We start from the raw sequence: 15813 nt of genomic DNA, 5'->3' as shown, positions 1-15813 counted from the left end.
TGTTGCGGGGACGGCTCTTTGAGCATGGGGCAGCCTCTGAAAAGTCGATACCCCAATTACAGCAAACCCCCGCCAAAATGGCGAGGGTTTGTCAGCAATCTGAGGCCTCCTTCGGGAGGCCTTTTTTCAGGATGATTTCAGGGTTTGTTGTGCTGTAGCCATTGCCCCAGTAGCTGGCGTTCCTCGTTCGTCATGCCGGTCAGGTTGCCCAGTGGCATGTAGTGAGAATCTACCGCCGCCTGGCGTACCTTGTCGGCGTGCATGGCAAGAAGCGACAGGTTCTCCAGTTTGATGCCCGCTGGCGGTGCCTGAAAGGCCGGATGGCCGGGGCTGCTGGCATGACAGGCCACACAGTGGGTGTTGATGAGAGCGATTGCGACCTCATTACTGACCTCCGGGTGGTCGGCCGTATCCAGCGTGGTTGCCGGGGCCGGGGCCACAAGCCAGATCAAGGCAGCGGTGAGCACTGCGGCGACCGCCAATATCCAGGGCTGGTTGATGTCCCTGTGCCGGAGGTTGAAGTAGTGCCGGGCGAAGGCCGTGATGAACCCGATGGCCGCCAGGATTGCCCAGCCGTGAGGGTTTCCATACAGCAGCGGGTAGTGGTTGCTGATCATGATGAAGATGATCGGCAACGTCAGGTAGTTGTTGTGGGTCGAGCGCAGCTTGGCGAGCATGGCCAGGCGAGCGACCTTTTCGTTGGCTTCTTCCCCCGCCCGGACCGAGTCGACCAGCGCCCGCTGTGAGGGAATAATGCCGAGAAAGACGTTGGCCACCATGATGGTTCCGATCACCGCCCCGACGTGGATAAACGCGCCCCGGCCTGAGAACACCTGAAACAGCCCCCAGTCGACGAGAACCAGAATGCCGAACAGAATTAGCGCAAACGCCTTGCCTTTGTCGGCAAGAGGGCTTCGAATCAGGGTTTCGTAAATGGCAAGAACCACGGCAATGCTGCCCAGGCCGATTGCGATGGCGGCACCGGTGCTGAGATCGGCCTTGGCCGGGTCGATCAGATAGCCCGGTGAGCCCATGTAGTAAACAACAAACAGCAGGGCCAGACCGCTAAGCAGGGTTGAATAGGCTTCCCATTTGAACCAGTGCAGTTCCCGGGGCATTTCCTTCGGCCCCAGTCTGTACTTGGCGATCTCGTAAAAACCACCGCCGTGAATGGCCCACAGGTCGCCCTTGATGCCCTCGTTTTTCTTCCATTCCGGTGGTTCCCGCAGGTGATTGTCCAGCCAGATGAAGTAGAACGATGCGCCGATCCAGGCAACGCCTGCGATAACGTGAAACCAGCGGACCAGAAGGGACAACCATTCGCTGAGGTAGGCTTCCATGGCTCAGGCTCCTTGCGTGAAGTAGGTGGTGGCAGCGTCAGTTCCTGCTGCCTGGTGGCGTAGTTCACCGGCCACGATAGAGGCGGTGATGGCTCGGTCGTCGCCCAGAATCATCAGATTGAAGAGAGTTTCGAAGAGCGTGTGTGTGAATTCCTGCTTCATGGCCAACTGCGGTGTTCCGCTCGGATCTAGGACCACGAAGTCAGCAAAGCGCCCGGATTGAAAACTGCCGGTCTGCTGGTCCTGATGCAGGACCCGGGCATTGCCGAGTGTGGCGAGATAGAACGCCTGCCAGGGCGTCAGGGTTTGGCCGCGTAGCCGACAAACCTTGTAGGCCTCGGCCATGGTGGTCAGCATCGACAGACTGGTACCTCCGCCAACATCAGAGGCCAGCCCGACCGAAACCCCAGCTTCGCGGGCTTCCCGGAAGTCGAGGAGTCCGCTGCCCAGAAAGGTATTTGAGGTGGGGCAGAAAGCGATGCGGGTGCCCGTCTCAGACAGTCGTTTGCGGTCTACATCATCAATGTGAATCCCGTGCGCCAGAACGGTGTGATCGCCCAGCAGGCCATAGTGATCGTACACATCCAGATAGCTGGAGCGCTCCGGGAACAGTTCACGGATCCACTGGATTTCGCCGGTATTCTCCGCCCAGTGTGTCTGCACCATGACATCCGGATGCTCTGCGGCGAGCTTGCCGGCGAGCGAAAGCTGCTCCGGCGTCGAAGTAGCGGCAAACCGGGGTGTAATCGCGTAGCGTTGGCGTCCGCGTTTGTGCCAGGTTTCCAGCAGCGAGAGGCTGTCGTCGTAGCTGCTCTGGGCCGTGTCCTTCAGGTTTTCGGGGGCATGGCGGTCCATCATGGCCTTGCCCGCGGTAAGGGCCATTCCCTGTTGCTCGCCAGCCTCGAACAGGGCATGCACCGACTCAGGATGGGAGGTGCAGAATACCAAGCCCGAGGTGGTGCCGTAGCGTAGCAGCAGATCGGTAAACCGGTTCGCTTCAGTCCGGGCCCAGTCCATGTCGCTGAATCGGGCCTCATGAGGAAATGTGTAGGTTTCCAGCCAGTCCAGCAACTGGGCACCGTAACTGGCCATAACCCCCAGTTGGGGCATGTGTGCGTGGGTGTCGATAAAACCCGGCAGGATCAGCTGGTCTTTCCAGTGGGTCACCTCAGTGCCTTCGGGCAATTGGTGCAACCATGCACTGGCGTCACCGGCTACCAGCACTTTGCCATGGTGCTCAATCAGCAGGCCGTCCTCGAAGAAGGCCACGCTGCCCGCCGCGGGCTCCGGTTCATTGCCCGGGTCTTCCAGGAAATGGAGCACTGTGCCCCGGTGAGCCTTGCAGCCCAGTGGAAGATATGGATCTGTCATTGTGGTCATCAGCTCCCCCTATACGTTGAGTAGCCCCACTGATTCAACAGCAGGGGAACGTGGTAGTGGGCCTCCGGATCGTTGACCCGGAACTCCAGGCAGACCTCGGGGAAGAAGGCGTCCATCCCGAGGCTGTGGTACCAGTCGCCGGTCGCAAAACGGAGCTGGTAGTGGCCGGCTTCAAGAGCGGTATCGAACCAGTCCATTACGCGGCCATCGGCATCGGTTGTGCCACTGGCAATGGCGGTATGACCCTGGCCCTGAACCCGATACAGGCTGACCGCCACACCGGCGGCAGGCTGGCCACTGCCGAGATCGAGAATGTGAGTCGTAACGGAGCTTTTTGCGCTCATAGCAGTTTCTCCAGTCGCAATTTGGTCATCCTGGCCTGCTCGCCAATGACCATGGCTTTGATGCTGGCATACGTTGCACGCAGACTGTTGATGTCTCCCATCTTCGGATGAGCCTCAAAGGCATCGAACCAGTCTTGCTCAGTCAGTTTTGGCCAGAACTCATGGCTGCGGGCGAGTCGGGCTTCCGCTTCCTCATGGTGCAGGGCGTTGAGTGCTTCAATGGTCATTCGGTTGTCTCTTTCGTATCGGTGTTCTGGATCAGCCCCCGCAGTTGCCGCCAGGGCAACCCTCGTCGGGCGGAAGTTGTCCGGTGGGGGGTGGTCAGAGCCAGCAGTTCGGCGCTGATCGAGACGGCCACTTCCATTGGCCGTTTACCGGGGACATCAGGATGGCCAACGGGGCAGCGGATGGAGTCGATGGCATCGGCACTGAAACCCCGGTGGTCCAGCCGCTTGCGGAATCGATCTGCCTTGGTTTCTGACCCGATCAGGCCCAGGCTTGAGCAACCGCCGGCGGTTAACAGGGCGCGGCAGAGATCGAAATCCAGTTGGTGATTGTGGGTCAAGATCAGAGCGTGTTTACACGAGCACAGGTTGGGTGCATCACCGACGGGGTCATCCGTGTGGTGGATATGGACATTGGCGGGTACATCAGATGGAAACAGCTCAAGACGTTCGTCCACCCAGGTGATTCGCCAGGGCAGCTGAGCGAGGATAGTGACCAGCGCTTTGGCGACATGGCCGGCCCCGAACAGTATCAGTTCCTGCTCACTCCCCGGGTGTGCTTCCAGTAGTACCGACACGCTGCCGCCGCAGCACTGACCAAGACTGGCGCCCAGCGGGAAGTGTGCGAGGTCGCTGGTATAGTCCTGACGAGCCAGCCTGTCCCGGGCTTGTTGGCAAATCTGGTACTCCAGGTGCCCGCCACCGATGGTGTCGTAACTGTGTTCACCAGTGACCACCATCTTGCTGGCCGGCTCCCGGGGGACCGACCCGGCTACGCCGAGAACAGAGACCAGGGCATAGGGCTCACCGCGTGCTTCGCAGTCGGCTACGGCCTGGTACCAGAGCTTTCGACGTTCCATCAGGATGCCTCCTGCTGCTTGCCAAGCCAGGCCTGGCTAGCGGTGACGGCACCCAGCACCCGTTCTGGTGTGGCGGGCGTGTCCAGCGGTGGGCTGAAGCGATAGTCGGTGAGGCTCGAGACTGCGTCCCGCAGGGCGCTCCAGACGGCGATGCCGAGCATCAATGGCGGTTCCCCGACCGCTTTGGAGTGAAATATCGTGGCTTCGCGGTTCGGGCTGTCGGCCAGCAGAGCAACCCTCAGGTCGGGCGGACAGTCCGAGACTGCCGGAATCTTGTAGGTGGCAGGGCCGGTTGTTAGCAGTTTGCCGTCATCCCTGTACACCAGTTCTTCCGTGGTCAGCCAGCCCATACCTTGGACGAACCCGCCTTCGATCTGGCCAATATCGATATCGGGATTCAGGGAGCGACCGGCATCAAACAGGATGTCGGTACGAAGGACCCGATATTCCCCGGTCAGGGTGTCGATCACTACTTCAGAGCAGGCGGCGCCGTTCGAGTAATACAGAAACGGGTGCCCCTTTCCGCTTTCCGGGTCGTAGTGGATCTTGGGAGTGGCGTAGAAACCTGAGGAAGACAGTGGTACCCGGTTCATATAGGCGGCCTGAACAAAGCTTTCCCATGGCATCTGCAGGTCGCCGATCTGCACCTGGTTATCCGAGAAATGGATGGCTTCTGGTGAGACCGACCAGTTCTGTACTGCAAAGTCTGTCAGCCCCGCGAGAATCTTTTCACAGGCGTCCAGTGCTGCCATGCCGTTCAAGTCGGAGCCGGAAGAGGCGGCGGTTGGCGAGGTGTTGGGCACCTTGTCGGTGCGCGTGGCGGACACTTTGACGCGCTCAAGATCGACCTGGAAAGCGGACGCAACCACCTGCGCCACCTTGATATAGAGCCCCTGGCCCATCTCGGTACCGCCGTGATTTACATGAATGCTGCCATCGGTATAGATGTGAACCAGTGCGCCCGCCTGGTTCAGGTGTTTGGCGGTGAAGGAGATGCCAAACTTTACAGGCGTCAGCGCCAGCCCCCGCCTGAGTACCGTGCTGGACTGGTTGAATTTGGTGATTTCCGAACGCCGTTGACGATAGTCAGAGCTGGTTTCCAGCGTCTCCATCAGCTTCGGAAGTACGTGCTGTTCAATGGTCTGGTCATAATGGGTGATGTCGCGTCCGGGCCGGTACAGGTTGAGCTTGCGGATATCCAGCGGGTCGCGGCCAAGGTGGCGGGCCATATCATCCATGGCCTGTTCTATGATCATCATGCCCTGAGGTCCGCCAAAGCCCCGGAATGCCGTGTTCGAAACGGTGTGGGTCTTGCAGCGGTGGCCGGTAACCCGGGCCTGGTTCAGATAGTAGGCATTATCGGCATGAAACATGGCACGATCGACGATGGCATCGGACAGGTCGGGGGAGTAACCGCAACGGCCTGCGACCATAATGTCGGCCGCCTGAATCAGGCCGTCATCGTCAAAGCCGATGTCATAGGTATTGAAGAAGTCATGCCGCTTACCGGTCTGGATCATATCGTCGGGGCGTGACAAACGGTACTTCACCGGTCGGCTCGTCGCATTGGCTAGTAGGGCTGCAATGCAGGCGACTGGGGCCGCCTGGGTCTCTTTCCCGCCGAAGCCGCCGCCCATTCTTCGAACCTCAGTCTGGACCTCGTGAATGGGCAGCCCTAATACCTCAGCGACCAGCTTCTGTACTTCGGAGGGATGCTGGCTGGAGGTGTGAACAAACATACCCCTGTCTTCGGTGGGTTCGGCTAGACAAGCCTGTCCTTCCAGGTAGAAATGCTCCTGTCCACCGACGACCTGTTCGCCGATCAGGCGATGAGATGCCTGGGAGAGAGCATGATCAGGGTTACCTCGCAACTGGGTCTGGCTGGGGCGAACAAACAATTCTTTGTCCAGTGCCTGGTTTACGGTAATGACCGCATCCAGGGGCTCGTATTGAACATTCGCCAGCTTCGCTGCCTTGCGTGCAGCTTCGTGGGAGGTTGCGGCGACGGCGAACAGGGGCTGCCCGATAAACTCCACGATCTCATCCGCCAGTACCGGGTCACCGGGGAACACCGGGCCGATGTCGAGATGGCCAGGCACATCCTTGGCAGTGACTACGGCGATGACACCGGGGTATCGGCGGACGGCCTCCAGATCCATGGACATTATTCGGGCGTGGGCCTGTTGGCTGTGACCGACCGCGGCGTGCAGGATGCCTTCCGGCATGGGTAAGTCGTCAATGTATCGGGCCTGACCACTGACGTGTTTCCAGGCGCTGTCGTGTTTGGCGCTTTGTCCGGCCAGCCCTTGGGCAGTGTGGGCCGGTGTGGGTGTGTTCAGGGGCAGTTTACGCATAGTCGGTCACCGTCAGTTGCTCGCGTGGGAGTGAATCCGAAGACAGCCAGGCGCGGCGCAGAAGGTTGCCGGCAACCTGAAGCCGATAAGAGGCCGAGGCCCGGACATCACTCAGGGGTGAAAAGTCGCTGCCAAGGACGTTAATCGCAGCGGCCACGTTGTTTTCGTTCCAGAGCTGCCCCTTGAGCGCGTTCTCCGTTTGCAGTGCCCGGGCGGGCGTGGCGGCCATGCCGCCGAAGGCAAGGCGACAGTCACTGATCACACCATCGGTTATGGTCAGTCGAAAAGCGCCCAGAACGGCGGAGATGTCGTCGTCCAATCGCTTCGAGATTTTGTAGATGTGCAAAGTTTCGTTGGTTTTCGGTGCCGGGATCCGCACAGAGTGGAGGAATTCGCCCGATTTCAGGGCCGTTTCTTTATAGCCCAGGAAAAAGTCTTCGATAGGCATCGAGCGCTGCCCGTCCGGGCCGTCTAGCACCAAAATGGTATTGAGTGCGATCAGCGGTGGCGGCATATCGCCGATGGGCGAAGCGTTAGCAATGTTGCCGCCCAAAGTGCCCCGGTTGCGGATCTGTAGTGAGCCGAGTCGCTCGAGCATGGCGTCGAACGCCGGCCAAAGTTCGCACAGTGTTTCCCTGAATGCCTGATAGGTAGTGGCAGCACCTATCACCAACTCGTCGCCCTCTAGGGCGCAGCCTTTCATTTCCGGTACGCGTTCCACACTGACCAGATGATCCAGGGAACTCAGCTGTTGAGTGATCTCCAGTGCCAGATCCGTACTGCCGGCGACCAGTCTGGAATCGGGATAGGCGCGGCGCAATGAGCGAAGGTCATCAAGGCAGACCGGCGCGTCATACCGTGAACCTCCGGCTGCTTCGATGGTGATGTTGTTCTGGTGAATCCGGCTCAGAGCAGATTCCGACGACCCGGGGGCCATGCCAGCGGCCGGGTGCTCAGTATCCGGTGTCCATTCTTTAACCATGGCATCCTGTCCTGCCTCAATGATCGGACGATAGCCGGTACAGCGACAGAGATTGCCAGACAGGGCCTCAAGAATCTGATGACGGCTGACCGTGCTGTTCTTGCGGTTGGCATGCAGGGCCGTCAGCGACATCACGATGCCGGGCGTGCAAAAACCGCATTGGGCACCGTGCTTCTCCATCATGCCCTGCTGGACCGGATGACGTGGTTTCTGCTGGAAGGCTTCGACGGTAATCAGTTCCTTGCCATGAAGGCTTCCCAGCAAGGTGATGCAACTGTTGATTGCGTCGTAATGAGTGTTGCCATCTTGGTCAGCTGTTCCTGTAATGATCGTGCAGGCACCACAGTCTCCGGAGGCGCAGCCTTCTTTGGTACCGGTAAGGCGCATTTTGGTGCGCAACCATTCCAGGATGCTCAAATTTGGGTCGAACTGGTCAACTTTTTCAATTTGGCCGTTCAGAAGAAATTCGATCATGGTTCTCTCCGCTAGCAGGCTATTTGCGGTGTATAGCGGCACCCCATTCCTCTCTTCAGGCAGGTTTTCCGCAGCGTTAGGAAGGGTTTCTGCAAAAAACTGACCAACTGGTTCAATTAAATAATTTTTCGATTTTATTAACTATTGGCAAGCATATTGCTCTCACCTGAAATGTTGATTACTTGGTCAGTTTCTTAATCGGCTGGCCAGGCATACATAACGGAATGAGAGGCTGTGTATGGCTGCGGCGTTGCGCCTTAAGCTGAAAAACATCGTCAAGGAATACCCGGGTTGCCGGGCCAACGATGGAATTGACCTCACGGTGGAAGCCGGTGAGATTCATGCGCTTTTGGGTGAAAATGGCGCCGGTAAGAGCACCTTGATGAAGGTGATCTATGGCGTTGTTCAGCCGGATGAAGGCCGGATGCTCTGGAATGGTCATGAAGTCAGGGTGACTAGCCCGGCTCAGGCCCGGAGTATGGGCATTGGCATGGTGTTCCAGCATTTCTCCCTGTTCGAAACCCTGACAGTCGCCGAGAACATCGCCCTCAGCTTGCCTCCTTTTGAAGCCCGGGACCGGAAGCGGCTCGACGAACGCATCCGTGAAGTGTCGGAGCGCTACGGTATGGCGCTGGATCCCCGTCGCTATGTCAGTACCTTGTCAGTCGGGGAGCGTCAGCGGGTGGAGATTGTCCGTTGTTTGATTCAGGAAAGCACCTTGCTGATTCTGGACGAACCGACATCGGTGCTGACGCCCCACGAAGTCTCTTCACTGTTTGCCACGCTGAGGCAGCTCGCGAGCGAAGGCTGCAGCATTTTGTTCATCAGTCACAAGCTGGAAGAGGTTCGCAACCTTTGTCACAACGCAACGGTTTTGCGCCAGGGGCGCGTGAGTGGCGACTGCAGGCCGGCGGAGGTGTCGGCGAACGACATAGCGCGACTGATGGTCGGTAACGATACGCCGATTTCAACTCAGGTGACCGCAGCGGAGCCCGGGGAGGTTCTGCTCAATGTCCGGGCCCTGAAATGGAAGAGTAACGATCCGTTTGGCACCAGCCTCAAGAGCGTCGCCCTGGAGTTGCGCAAGGGTGAGATTGTGGGCATCGCAGGGGTAGCGGGCAACGGCCAGGATGAGCTGCTGAAAGCCCTGTCTGGAGAGATTCTGGTGGATGCTGGCAGCATCAGTCTGGACGGCCGGGGAATTGAAAATCTGGCGCCGAATCAACGTCGGAATCTTGGTGTTGCGATTGTTCCCGAAGAACGCCTGGGAAGGGGGGCGGTTCCAAATATGACCCTGGCAGATAACGCACTGCTGACAGCCTCCGGTCAGGGGCTGGTGAACCGGGGGCTGATTCGTTTTGGTCGGGTCCGCGAATTTTCCCGGGAGGTGATCCGTCGTTTCGGCGTCCGGTGTAACGACGAAAGCAGCACCGCCGGCAGCCTCTCGGGAGGCAATCTCCAAAAGTACATTATTGGCCGCGAAGCGTTACAGAACCCCCGTCTGTTGGTGGCGTCGCACCCTACCTGGGGCGTTGATGTCGGCTCTGCGGTGGCTATCCATGAAGCTCTGGTCCAATTGCGGGATGCCGGGGCTGCTATTGTTCTGATTTCGGAGGACCTCGATGAGCTCTACCAACTCTGCAATCGGCTGGGTGCGCTGTGTAACGGGCGGCTTTCACCCCTCGCGTCTACCTCTGAACTGAGCATCGAACAGCTTGGCCAATGGATGGCGGGAGAGTTCGAGTCTGCGGAGGTGAACCATGTTGCTGCTTGAGCGTCGTCCCGTTGATTCCTCTCTGATGAGGTGGACATCGCCACTGCTCGCCCTGGTTCTGACAGTCACTACCGGCTTTGTCCTTTTTCTGTCGATGGGCAAGGATCCCATGGATGGCCTGAAGTTTTTCTTCATTACACCGATCAGCGACCTGATGGGGCTTGCAGAGCTCGGGCTGAAAATGGCGCCGCTGCTTCTGTGTGCGGCGGGGCTGACCGTTTGCTACCGGGCGAAACTCTGGAACATCGGTGCTGAAGGGCACTTTCTGATGGGGGCTTTAGGTGCCAGCATCATGGCGGTCTGGCTGGTTGATGCAGACGGCTTCTGGGTGCTGCCAGTAGTTCTGCTGGCGGGAACCCTGGCGGGAATGTTGTGGGCGGCCGTTGCGTCAGGACTGAAAACGCACCTGCATTGCAACGAGATTCTCACCACCATCATGCTCAATTACATCGCGCTGAATCTGCTGCTGTATGTGGTGCACGGTCCTCTCAAAGATCCTTATGGTTTTGGCTTTCCCCAGTCCGTGATGTTTGCTGACTCGGCCCTGTTGCCAGCGCTGATTCCCGGCACACGCTTGCATCTGGGGCTGGCGTTCGGGTTGCTGGCTGCGGTCTTGGTCTGGGTGCTGTTTGCCCGCAGTTTTATCGGTTTTCAACTCAATGTGGTAGGGCAGGATCATCGGGCAGCCGCTTTCGCAGGTTTTGGTGCCCGACGGCTGACCTGGTTTGCTTTCCTGGTGGGTGGTGCCACCGCCGGCCTGGCCGGGGCTTCGGAGGTCACGGGCCCCATTGGTCAGCTCGTTCCGCAGGTGTCTCCCGGGTACGGCTACACCGCCATCATCGTTGTTTTCCTTGGTCGTATGCATGCTCTTGGCATCGTTGTTGCCAGCGCGCTGCTGGCATTGACTTTTATAGGGGGGGAGATGCTCCAGATCGCCATGAATATGCCCAAGGCTGTTACCGGTCTGTTTCAAGGCTTGCTGCTGTTCTACCTGCTGATCTGTGACGCCTTTATCCATTACCGCATCCGCCTGAAATGGCCGTCGCGGCAAACCACCATCGCAGCCAAGACTGTCACTGGAGATGCCTGAAATGGAACTGCTGACGAACGTGCTGGCTGCCACTGTTGTTGCGGGTACTCCGCTGCTGCTGGTGGCGCTTGGTGAGCTGATCTGCGAGCGCTCCGGGGTCCTGAACCTTGGGCAGGAAGGCATGATGCTGATGGGGGCCGTCGCGGGGTTTGTAGCGGCACTGACCAGTGGCAGCCTGGTGGTGGGTGTGGCCGCTGCGATACTGGCCGGGATCGGCATGTCGTTGTTGTTCGCGTTTATGGCGGTGTCCCTGGCTGCAAACCAGTACGCTGCAGGATTGGCACTGACCATTTTCGGGACCGGCTTAAGTGCCTTCCTCGGAGCAGGCTTTGTGGGACAATCCATCGATGGCTTCACGCGTGTCGCAATTCCCTTCCTGAGCGATATCCCGGTGCTGGGGCGTGTTCTGTTTGATCAGGATCCATTAGTGTACCTGTCCCTGATGGCCTTTGCCGGTGTGGCCATTTTCCTCCGTCAAACCCGTGGTGGCCTGTTGTTGCGCGCGGTTGGGGAAGACCCGGAAGCGGCCAACGCCAACGGCCTGAACGTGTTGGTTTTACGGTATCTCGCGGTGGCGTTCGGCGGCGGCATGGCCGGCTTGGCTGGTGCGTACCTGTCACTTGCCTATACCCCACTCTGGACCGAGAACATGACGGCCGGGCGGGGCTGGATAGCCCTGGCGCTGGTCGTTTTCGCTACCTGGCGCCCTGAGCGGGTAGTTCTCGGCGCCTACCTGTTCGGGGCAGCCAGTATTCTGCACCTGGTTCTACAGGGTCTTGGTTGGAAGAGCTCCACGGAACTGCTGGCGATGTTGCCCTACGTCGTCACTATTCTGATGCTGGTTCTGTTGTCCTGGAATCCTGGCCGAACCCGATTGAATACCCCCCTTTCCCTAGGCCAGCCCTATCGGCCGGGACGCTAACAATAACCATCAAATGTGCACCAACAATGACTCAAAAAGAACGTAAACTGAGAGGTAAATCCATGAAAGCATTTAGTAAAATACTGATCGCCGGCTGTGTGGCCGCAGCGTCTTTTGCCCCAGCAGCCCAGGCGGAGAAATTCTTCGGCTCATCGAGCATCTCCATTCTGCACAGTGACCAGTACCAGGGTGTTCAGTTCGACGCCGGCGGTAACGGCGGCTTTGAATACGAAGCCACCTATTTCACCTTCGAGAACGCGACGGCTCACAACTGGGGAAGCACCTTCTTCTTCATCGACCGTGATCAGGGACAGGGCGATGTTGAAGGCTCTGACAATGTGTACGGCGAATTTGCGCCCACCCTGAGCACAAGCTGGTTAACCGGTGCTGACATGAGCTTTGGTCCGGTCAAGGACGTCACTTTGGGCGCTCAATACGAATTCGGCGGAAGCACGCAGGTCAACAACTACATGGGTGGTTTGGGGCTGGCCTGGGATCTGCCTGGCTTCATGTATTTCAACACCTCCGTTTACTACGTCGATAACGATCAGGTCAGTGATGATTATCAGTTGACCGTTACCTGGGGTGCTCCGTTAGAGATGGGTTCGGCCCTCTTTCTGATTGACGGCTACATTGACTGGTCCACAGCAGAATCTGACCACAAGTCGGAATTTCAGTTCGTGCCTCAGATCAAGCTGGATGTGAGTAACTTCTGGGGAGCTCCGGGGGTTCTCTACGCTGGTGTTGAATACCAGTACTGGAACAACAAGTACGGTCTTGGCGATACGCTGATCGATGATCAGAGCTCCGTCAGTGCACTGGTGAAATTTCACTTTTGATCCTGAACAGGAGTCCGGCAGAATCTTATTGCCGGATTCCTGAACAACTGGACAACAAGTGAGAGGCTCATGACCAACATTTCTGTTGCAGAAAGCTCCGTTGCCGTAAAAAAAGACAGCAAAGGAAAGAACCGGACGTATCGCCCGGGAAGGATACGGGAGCGTAACCGGGAAAGAATACTGATTGCCGCCGAGGAAGAGTTCGCTCTGAACGGCTACAAAGGTACGACGATCCAGAATATCGCCGAGCGGGCCGGGCTGCCAAAGTCCAACGTACTGTACTACTTCAGCAACAAGAAGCGCATGTACGGGGCTATGTTTGACGACATTCTCGCGCGCTGGAACAAGGTGTTCACGGAGATCAGTCCGCAAGACGACCCGTCGGAAGCCCTGGCGACGTTTATCCGGAACAAGGTGGAGATGTCCCGCAAGTACCCGCTGGCGTCCCGATTGTTTGCCATGGAAATTATCCAGGGTGCACCGTTCCTGCTTGAGCACCTGCGCACGAATATGCGCGAGTGGGTCCGGGGCCGGGCGGAGGTTATCCAGTCCTGGATCGACGACGGGCGCATGGCTCCGGTCGACCCAGTGCAGCTGATTTTTCTGATCTGGTCTTCAACCCAACATTACGCCGACTTCCAGGTGCAGATCCTGATGGTGGAAAACAAAGCCGAATACGAGAAGCGCGACTTCGACCATGCGGCGGATTTTCTGACCGGTGTGATCCTCCGGGGGTGTGGTCTTGAGAGTCCGAGATGAAAAAATGTGTTTCATATCCAAGGGATATGCGGGGCTATGGTGAACACCCTCCTCATGCCCAGTGGCCCGGAAATGCCCGGGTTGCGGTCCAGTTTGTACTGAATTACGAAGAGGGTGGGGAAAACTGTGTGCTTCACGGTGATGAGCACTCAGAAACCTTTCTCTCTGACATCATTGGCGCGGTTGCCTACCAGGACCGGCACATGAGTATGGAATCCCTCTATGAGTACGGATCCCGTGCCGGTGTCTGGCGTATTCTGAAAGAATTCCGGAAGCGGGAACTGCCGTTGACTGTTTTCGGGGTCACCATGGCGTTGGCCCGTCATCCGGATGTTGTTCAGGCGTTCCTGGACGACGGCCATGAAATTGCCTGCCACGGTCAGCGCTGGATCCATTACCAGGACATGAGCGAATCGGAAGAGCGCCGGTACCTCGAACGGGCAATCGAGCAGCATGCCGAACTCACCGGAGAGCCTCCTCTGGGCTGGTATACCGGTCGGGACAGCCCGAATACCCGTCGACTTGTCGTGGAGCAGGGCGGCCTGGAATACGACAGCGACTACTACGGTGATGACCTGCCATTCTGGACCACCGTCGAGACCAGCACGGGCGAACAGAAGCCCCATCTCGTGGTGCCCTATACGCTGGAGGCGAACGACATGCGTTTTTGTTCACCCCAGGGGTTTAATTCCGGAGAGCAGTTCTTCCAGTACCTGAAAGACAGCTTTGACGTGCTTTATGAGGAAGGTGCGGAGGCTCCGAAAATGATGTCTGTTGGCCTGCATTGTCGGGTTGTCGGGCGTCCGGGCCGGTTCCGTGCGTTGCAGCGATTCCTTGATTATATCCAGCAACAGGACCGGGTCTGGGTATGCCGGCGTATCGATATCGCCCGCCACTGGAAGCAAGTGCACCCTTACCAACCCGATTGATACCGGAGTGTTCGAATGACCGATGCAGTTGTGGCCCCTGTTGTGGATGGGCCGGAGTTTACCCGCTTGGGCCTGAATCTGGCAGATCGCAGTCTGGGAGCGGAAGTGACCCGGGTGACGGATGAGTTTTTTGCACCCAGGGATCGCATGCTGAACCCGGCACAGCCTGTATTCTATCCCGACCGCTACGACGACCATGGCAAGTGGATGGACGGCTGGGAAACACGTCGCCGAAGGACAACCGGCCACGACTGGTGCATCGTGCGTCTGGCCATGCCGGGCGTTCTGATGGGCGTTGATTTTGATACCAGCTTTTTTACCGGAAACTTTCCTCCGGCGGCCTCTCTGGAAGCCTGTTTCAGTCCGGACGGCGATCCGGATGAACACGCAGGCTGGCAAGTTTTGGTGCCCGCTACCGGGCTGAGCGGTAATGATCACCGGTTTTGCGCCATTGAATCCGGTCAGCCATGGACGCACCTGCGCATGCATATCTATCCGGATGGCGGACTGGCGCGCCTGCGAGTCTATGGCAAACCCTTCTGTGACTGGGAAATAATGCTGGCGGCCGGTGAGAGCCGAAATCTTCTGGCACTGGAACATGGCGCAGATCAGGTGGCCTGGAGCGACGCCCACTACGGCGAGCCGCGCAAATTACTGAGACCGGGACGAGGCCTTAATATGGGCGATGGCTGGGAAACCCGCCGGCGGCGCGAACCCGGTAACGACTGGTGCATTCTGGCCCTTGGTCACAAGGGGGTTGCTGAACGCATAGAGGTGGATACAGCGCATTTTAAAGGCAACTTTCCGGCCGCCTGCTCCATTCAGGCGGCCTGCGTGGAGGATGGAGCCAGCACGGCACAGTCTCTGATTACCCAAAGCATGTTCTGGCCGACCTTGATGGATCAGCAGCCGTTGACGGCTGACCGTATCCATCAGTTCCAGGCGCTGGAGGACCTCGGGCCGATTACCCACATCCGGTTCAATAGCATTCCTGACGGTGGCGTCAGCCGCGTTCGCCTGTGCGGAACACCCGTGTCATGAAACAGTTCCGACGTCTTGTTGCCGAGCCTTTGACCCGCGAAGCTTTCGCTCCGTTCGGAGATGTGATTGATACCGATGGTGCCGAGTCTTTTCCCATTAACCAGGGGCGTACCGAGCGTTTTCATGCCTTGTCCACTGTGGCTCTATCGGGTGCTACAGATCGGGGCATTCTTTCGATTTTTCGTGGCCAGCCTCTTGTTCCTCTCGAACTAGATCTGATGGAACGTCACCCGTTGGGGAGTCAGTCATTCATACCCATGAACAACGTCGACTTTCTGGCAGTCGTTGCACTGCCAGGTGATTTCGACGAAACCGCCGTCCGGGTATTTCTGGTCAAAGGCCATCAAGGCGTCACATACCACGCCGGCACATGGCACGCACCGTTGCTACCTCTGAAAGCCGATGCCGATTATCTGGTGGTTGACCGTAAGGGGCCGGGTCAGAATTGTGATGAGATCAACCTGCAGCAAGTCATCAGACCCATTCTGGCTGCTGTTTAGG

The 15813-nt window shown here is 58.1% G+C and carries 15 protein-coding genes; 8 read left to right on the top strand and 7 right to left on the bottom strand.

Annotated features, from left to right (window positions below):
* Positions 1-137: 137 nt before the first annotated feature.
* The 7 genes from AXW11_RS14460 to xdhA are packed head-to-tail and all read right to left on the bottom strand — an operon-like array spanning position 138 to position 7958.
* The gene (locus tag AXW11_RS14460; RefSeq protein WP_091644540.1) at positions 138-1340 is read right to left on the bottom strand and encodes a urate hydroxylase PuuD; all 1203 of its coding nucleotides are present in this window, start codon (positions 1338-1340) and stop codon (positions 138-140) included.
* Between the two features lie 3 nt (positions 1341-1343).
* Entirely contained in the window at positions 1344-2711 is a 1368-nt protein-coding gene (guaD, locus tag AXW11_RS14455; RefSeq protein ID WP_052479656.1) for a guanine deaminase, read from the bottom strand.
* Positions 2712-2719: 8 nt separating this feature from the next.
* The gene (uraH, locus tag AXW11_RS14450) at positions 2720-3064 is read right to left on the bottom strand and encodes a hydroxyisourate hydrolase (RefSeq protein WP_091644537.1); all 345 of its coding nucleotides are present in this window, start codon (positions 3062-3064) and stop codon (positions 2720-2722) included.
* Positions 3061-3291 carry a hypothetical protein gene (locus tag AXW11_RS14445; protein WP_041332571.1) on the bottom strand — a complete coding sequence of 77 codons (231 nt, stop codon included), beginning with the start codon at positions 3289-3291 and terminating at the stop codon, positions 3061-3063. The genes uraH and AXW11_RS14445 overlap by 4 nt, the downstream gene beginning before the upstream one ends.
* On the bottom strand, positions 3288-4148 hold the full coding sequence (gene xdhC, locus AXW11_RS14440; RefSeq protein WP_091644534.1) for a xanthine dehydrogenase accessory protein XdhC: 861 nt from the start codon (positions 4146-4148) through the stop codon (positions 3288-3290). Before xdhC ends, AXW11_RS14445 begins: the two co-directional genes overlap by 4 nt.
* Positions 4148-6502 carry a xanthine dehydrogenase molybdopterin binding subunit gene (xdhB, locus tag AXW11_RS14435; protein WP_041332572.1) on the bottom strand — a complete coding sequence of 785 codons (2355 nt, stop codon included), beginning with the start codon at positions 6500-6502 and terminating at the stop codon, positions 4148-4150. The genes xdhC and xdhB overlap by 1 nt, the downstream gene beginning before the upstream one ends.
* Positions 6495-7958 (bottom strand): xanthine dehydrogenase small subunit, encoded by a 1464-nt coding sequence (gene xdhA / locus AXW11_RS14430; RefSeq protein WP_091644531.1) that lies wholly within the window; start codon positions 7956-7958, stop codon positions 6495-6497. Before xdhA ends, xdhB begins: the two co-directional genes overlap by 8 nt.
* 238 nt (positions 7959-8196) lie before the next feature.
* On the opposite strand from xdhA, the gene AXW11_RS14425 reads away from it, so the two are divergent.
* The 8 genes from AXW11_RS14425 (at position 8197) to AXW11_RS14390 (ending at position 15812) form a co-directional block, all read left to right on the top strand.
* Positions 8197-9732, top strand: a complete 1536-nt coding sequence (locus AXW11_RS14425) for an ABC transporter ATP-binding protein (protein ID WP_091644528.1) — start codon at positions 8197-8199, stop codon at positions 9730-9732.
* On the top strand, positions 9719-10822 hold the full coding sequence (locus AXW11_RS14420; protein ID WP_041332573.1) for an ABC transporter permease: 1104 nt from the start codon (positions 9719-9721) through the stop codon (positions 10820-10822). Before AXW11_RS14425 ends, AXW11_RS14420 begins: the two co-directional genes overlap by 14 nt.
* A complete protein-coding gene (locus AXW11_RS14415; RefSeq protein ID WP_041332574.1) occupies positions 10815-11744 on the top strand; it encodes an ABC transporter permease in 930 nt (309 codons plus the stop codon). The genes AXW11_RS14420 and AXW11_RS14415 overlap by 8 nt, the downstream gene beginning before the upstream one ends.
* A 62-nt stretch (positions 11745-11806) precedes the next feature.
* On the top strand, positions 11807-12583 hold the full coding sequence (locus AXW11_RS14410; RefSeq protein WP_041332575.1) for an outer membrane protein OmpK: 777 nt from the start codon (positions 11807-11809) through the stop codon (positions 12581-12583).
* A 69-nt stretch (positions 12584-12652) separates the two neighbouring features.
* Positions 12653-13342, top strand: coding sequence for a TetR/AcrR family transcriptional regulator (locus AXW11_RS14405; protein WP_041332576.1), 690 nt, complete (start codon positions 12653-12655; stop codon positions 13340-13342).
* Positions 13339-14271 (top strand): allantoinase PuuE, encoded by a 933-nt coding sequence (gene puuE, locus AXW11_RS14400; RefSeq protein ID WP_041332577.1) that lies wholly within the window; start codon positions 13339-13341, stop codon positions 14269-14271. Before AXW11_RS14405 ends, puuE begins: the two co-directional genes overlap by 4 nt.
* A 15-nt stretch (positions 14272-14286) precedes the next feature.
* Complete coding sequence (gene alc, locus AXW11_RS14395) at positions 14287-15312, top strand: allantoicase (RefSeq protein WP_041332579.1); 1026 nt, start codon at positions 14287-14289, stop codon at positions 15310-15312.
* The gene (locus tag AXW11_RS14390; protein ID WP_041332580.1) at positions 15309-15812 is read left to right on the top strand and encodes an ureidoglycolate lyase; all 504 of its coding nucleotides are present in this window, start codon (positions 15309-15311) and stop codon (positions 15810-15812) included. Before alc ends, AXW11_RS14390 begins: the two co-directional genes overlap by 4 nt.
* The last annotated feature ends 1 nt before the right edge of the window (position 15813 follow it).

It is taken from the genome of Marinobacter sp. Hex_13 (assembly GCF_001566815.1).
GTDB classification, from domain to species: domain Bacteria; phylum Pseudomonadota; class Gammaproteobacteria; order Pseudomonadales; family Oleiphilaceae; genus Marinobacter; species Marinobacter salarius.
The sequence above is the reverse complement of the archived record's forward strand: the minus strand, read 5'-3'. Positions and strand labels throughout refer to the sequence as shown.

Coding starts and splice junctions, on each gene's coding strand:
- xdhA (WP_091644531.1), bottom strand. CDS start 7,958: ATGATCGAATTTCTTCTGAACGGCCAAATTGAAAAAGTTGACCAGTTC.
- AXW11_RS14390 (WP_041332580.1), top strand. CDS start 15,309: ATGAAACAGTTCCGACGTCTTGTTGCCGAGCCTTTGACCCGCGAAGCT.
- xdhB (WP_041332572.1), bottom strand. CDS start 6,502: ATGCGTAAACTGCCCCTGAACACACCCACACCGGCCCACACTGCCCAA.
- AXW11_RS14420 (WP_041332573.1), top strand. CDS start 9,719: ATGTTGCTGCTTGAGCGTCGTCCCGTTGATTCCTCTCTGATGAGGTGG.
- AXW11_RS14425 (WP_091644528.1), top strand. CDS start 8,197: ATGGCTGCGGCGTTGCGCCTTAAGCTGAAAAACATCGTCAAGGAATAC.
- AXW11_RS14460 (WP_091644540.1), bottom strand. CDS start 1,340: ATGGAAGCCTACCTCAGCGAATGGTTGTCCCTTCTGGTCCGCTGGTTT.
- AXW11_RS14445 (WP_041332571.1), bottom strand. CDS start 3,291: ATGACCATTGAAGCACTCAACGCCCTGCACCATGAGGAAGCGGAAGCC.
- alc (WP_041332579.1), top strand. CDS start 14,287: ATGACCGATGCAGTTGTGGCCCCTGTTGTGGATGGGCCGGAGTTTACC.
- puuE (WP_041332577.1), top strand. CDS start 13,339: ATGAAAAAATGTGTTTCATATCCAAGGGATATGCGGGGCTATGGTGAA.
- AXW11_RS14410 (WP_041332575.1), top strand. CDS start 11,807: ATGAAAGCATTTAGTAAAATACTGATCGCCGGCTGTGTGGCCGCAGCG.
- xdhC (WP_091644534.1), bottom strand. CDS start 4,148: ATGGAACGTCGAAAGCTCTGGTACCAGGCCGTAGCCGACTGCGAAGCA.
- AXW11_RS14405 (WP_041332576.1), top strand. CDS start 12,653: ATGACCAACATTTCTGTTGCAGAAAGCTCCGTTGCCGTAAAAAAAGAC.
- AXW11_RS14415 (WP_041332574.1), top strand. CDS start 10,815: ATGCCTGAAATGGAACTGCTGACGAACGTGCTGGCTGCCACTGTTGTT.
- uraH (WP_091644537.1), bottom strand. CDS start 3,064: ATGAGCGCAAAAAGCTCCGTTACGACTCACATTCTCGATCTCGGCAGT.
- guaD (WP_052479656.1), bottom strand. CDS start 2,711: ATGACAGATCCATATCTTCCACTGGGCTGCAAGGCTCACCGGGGCACA.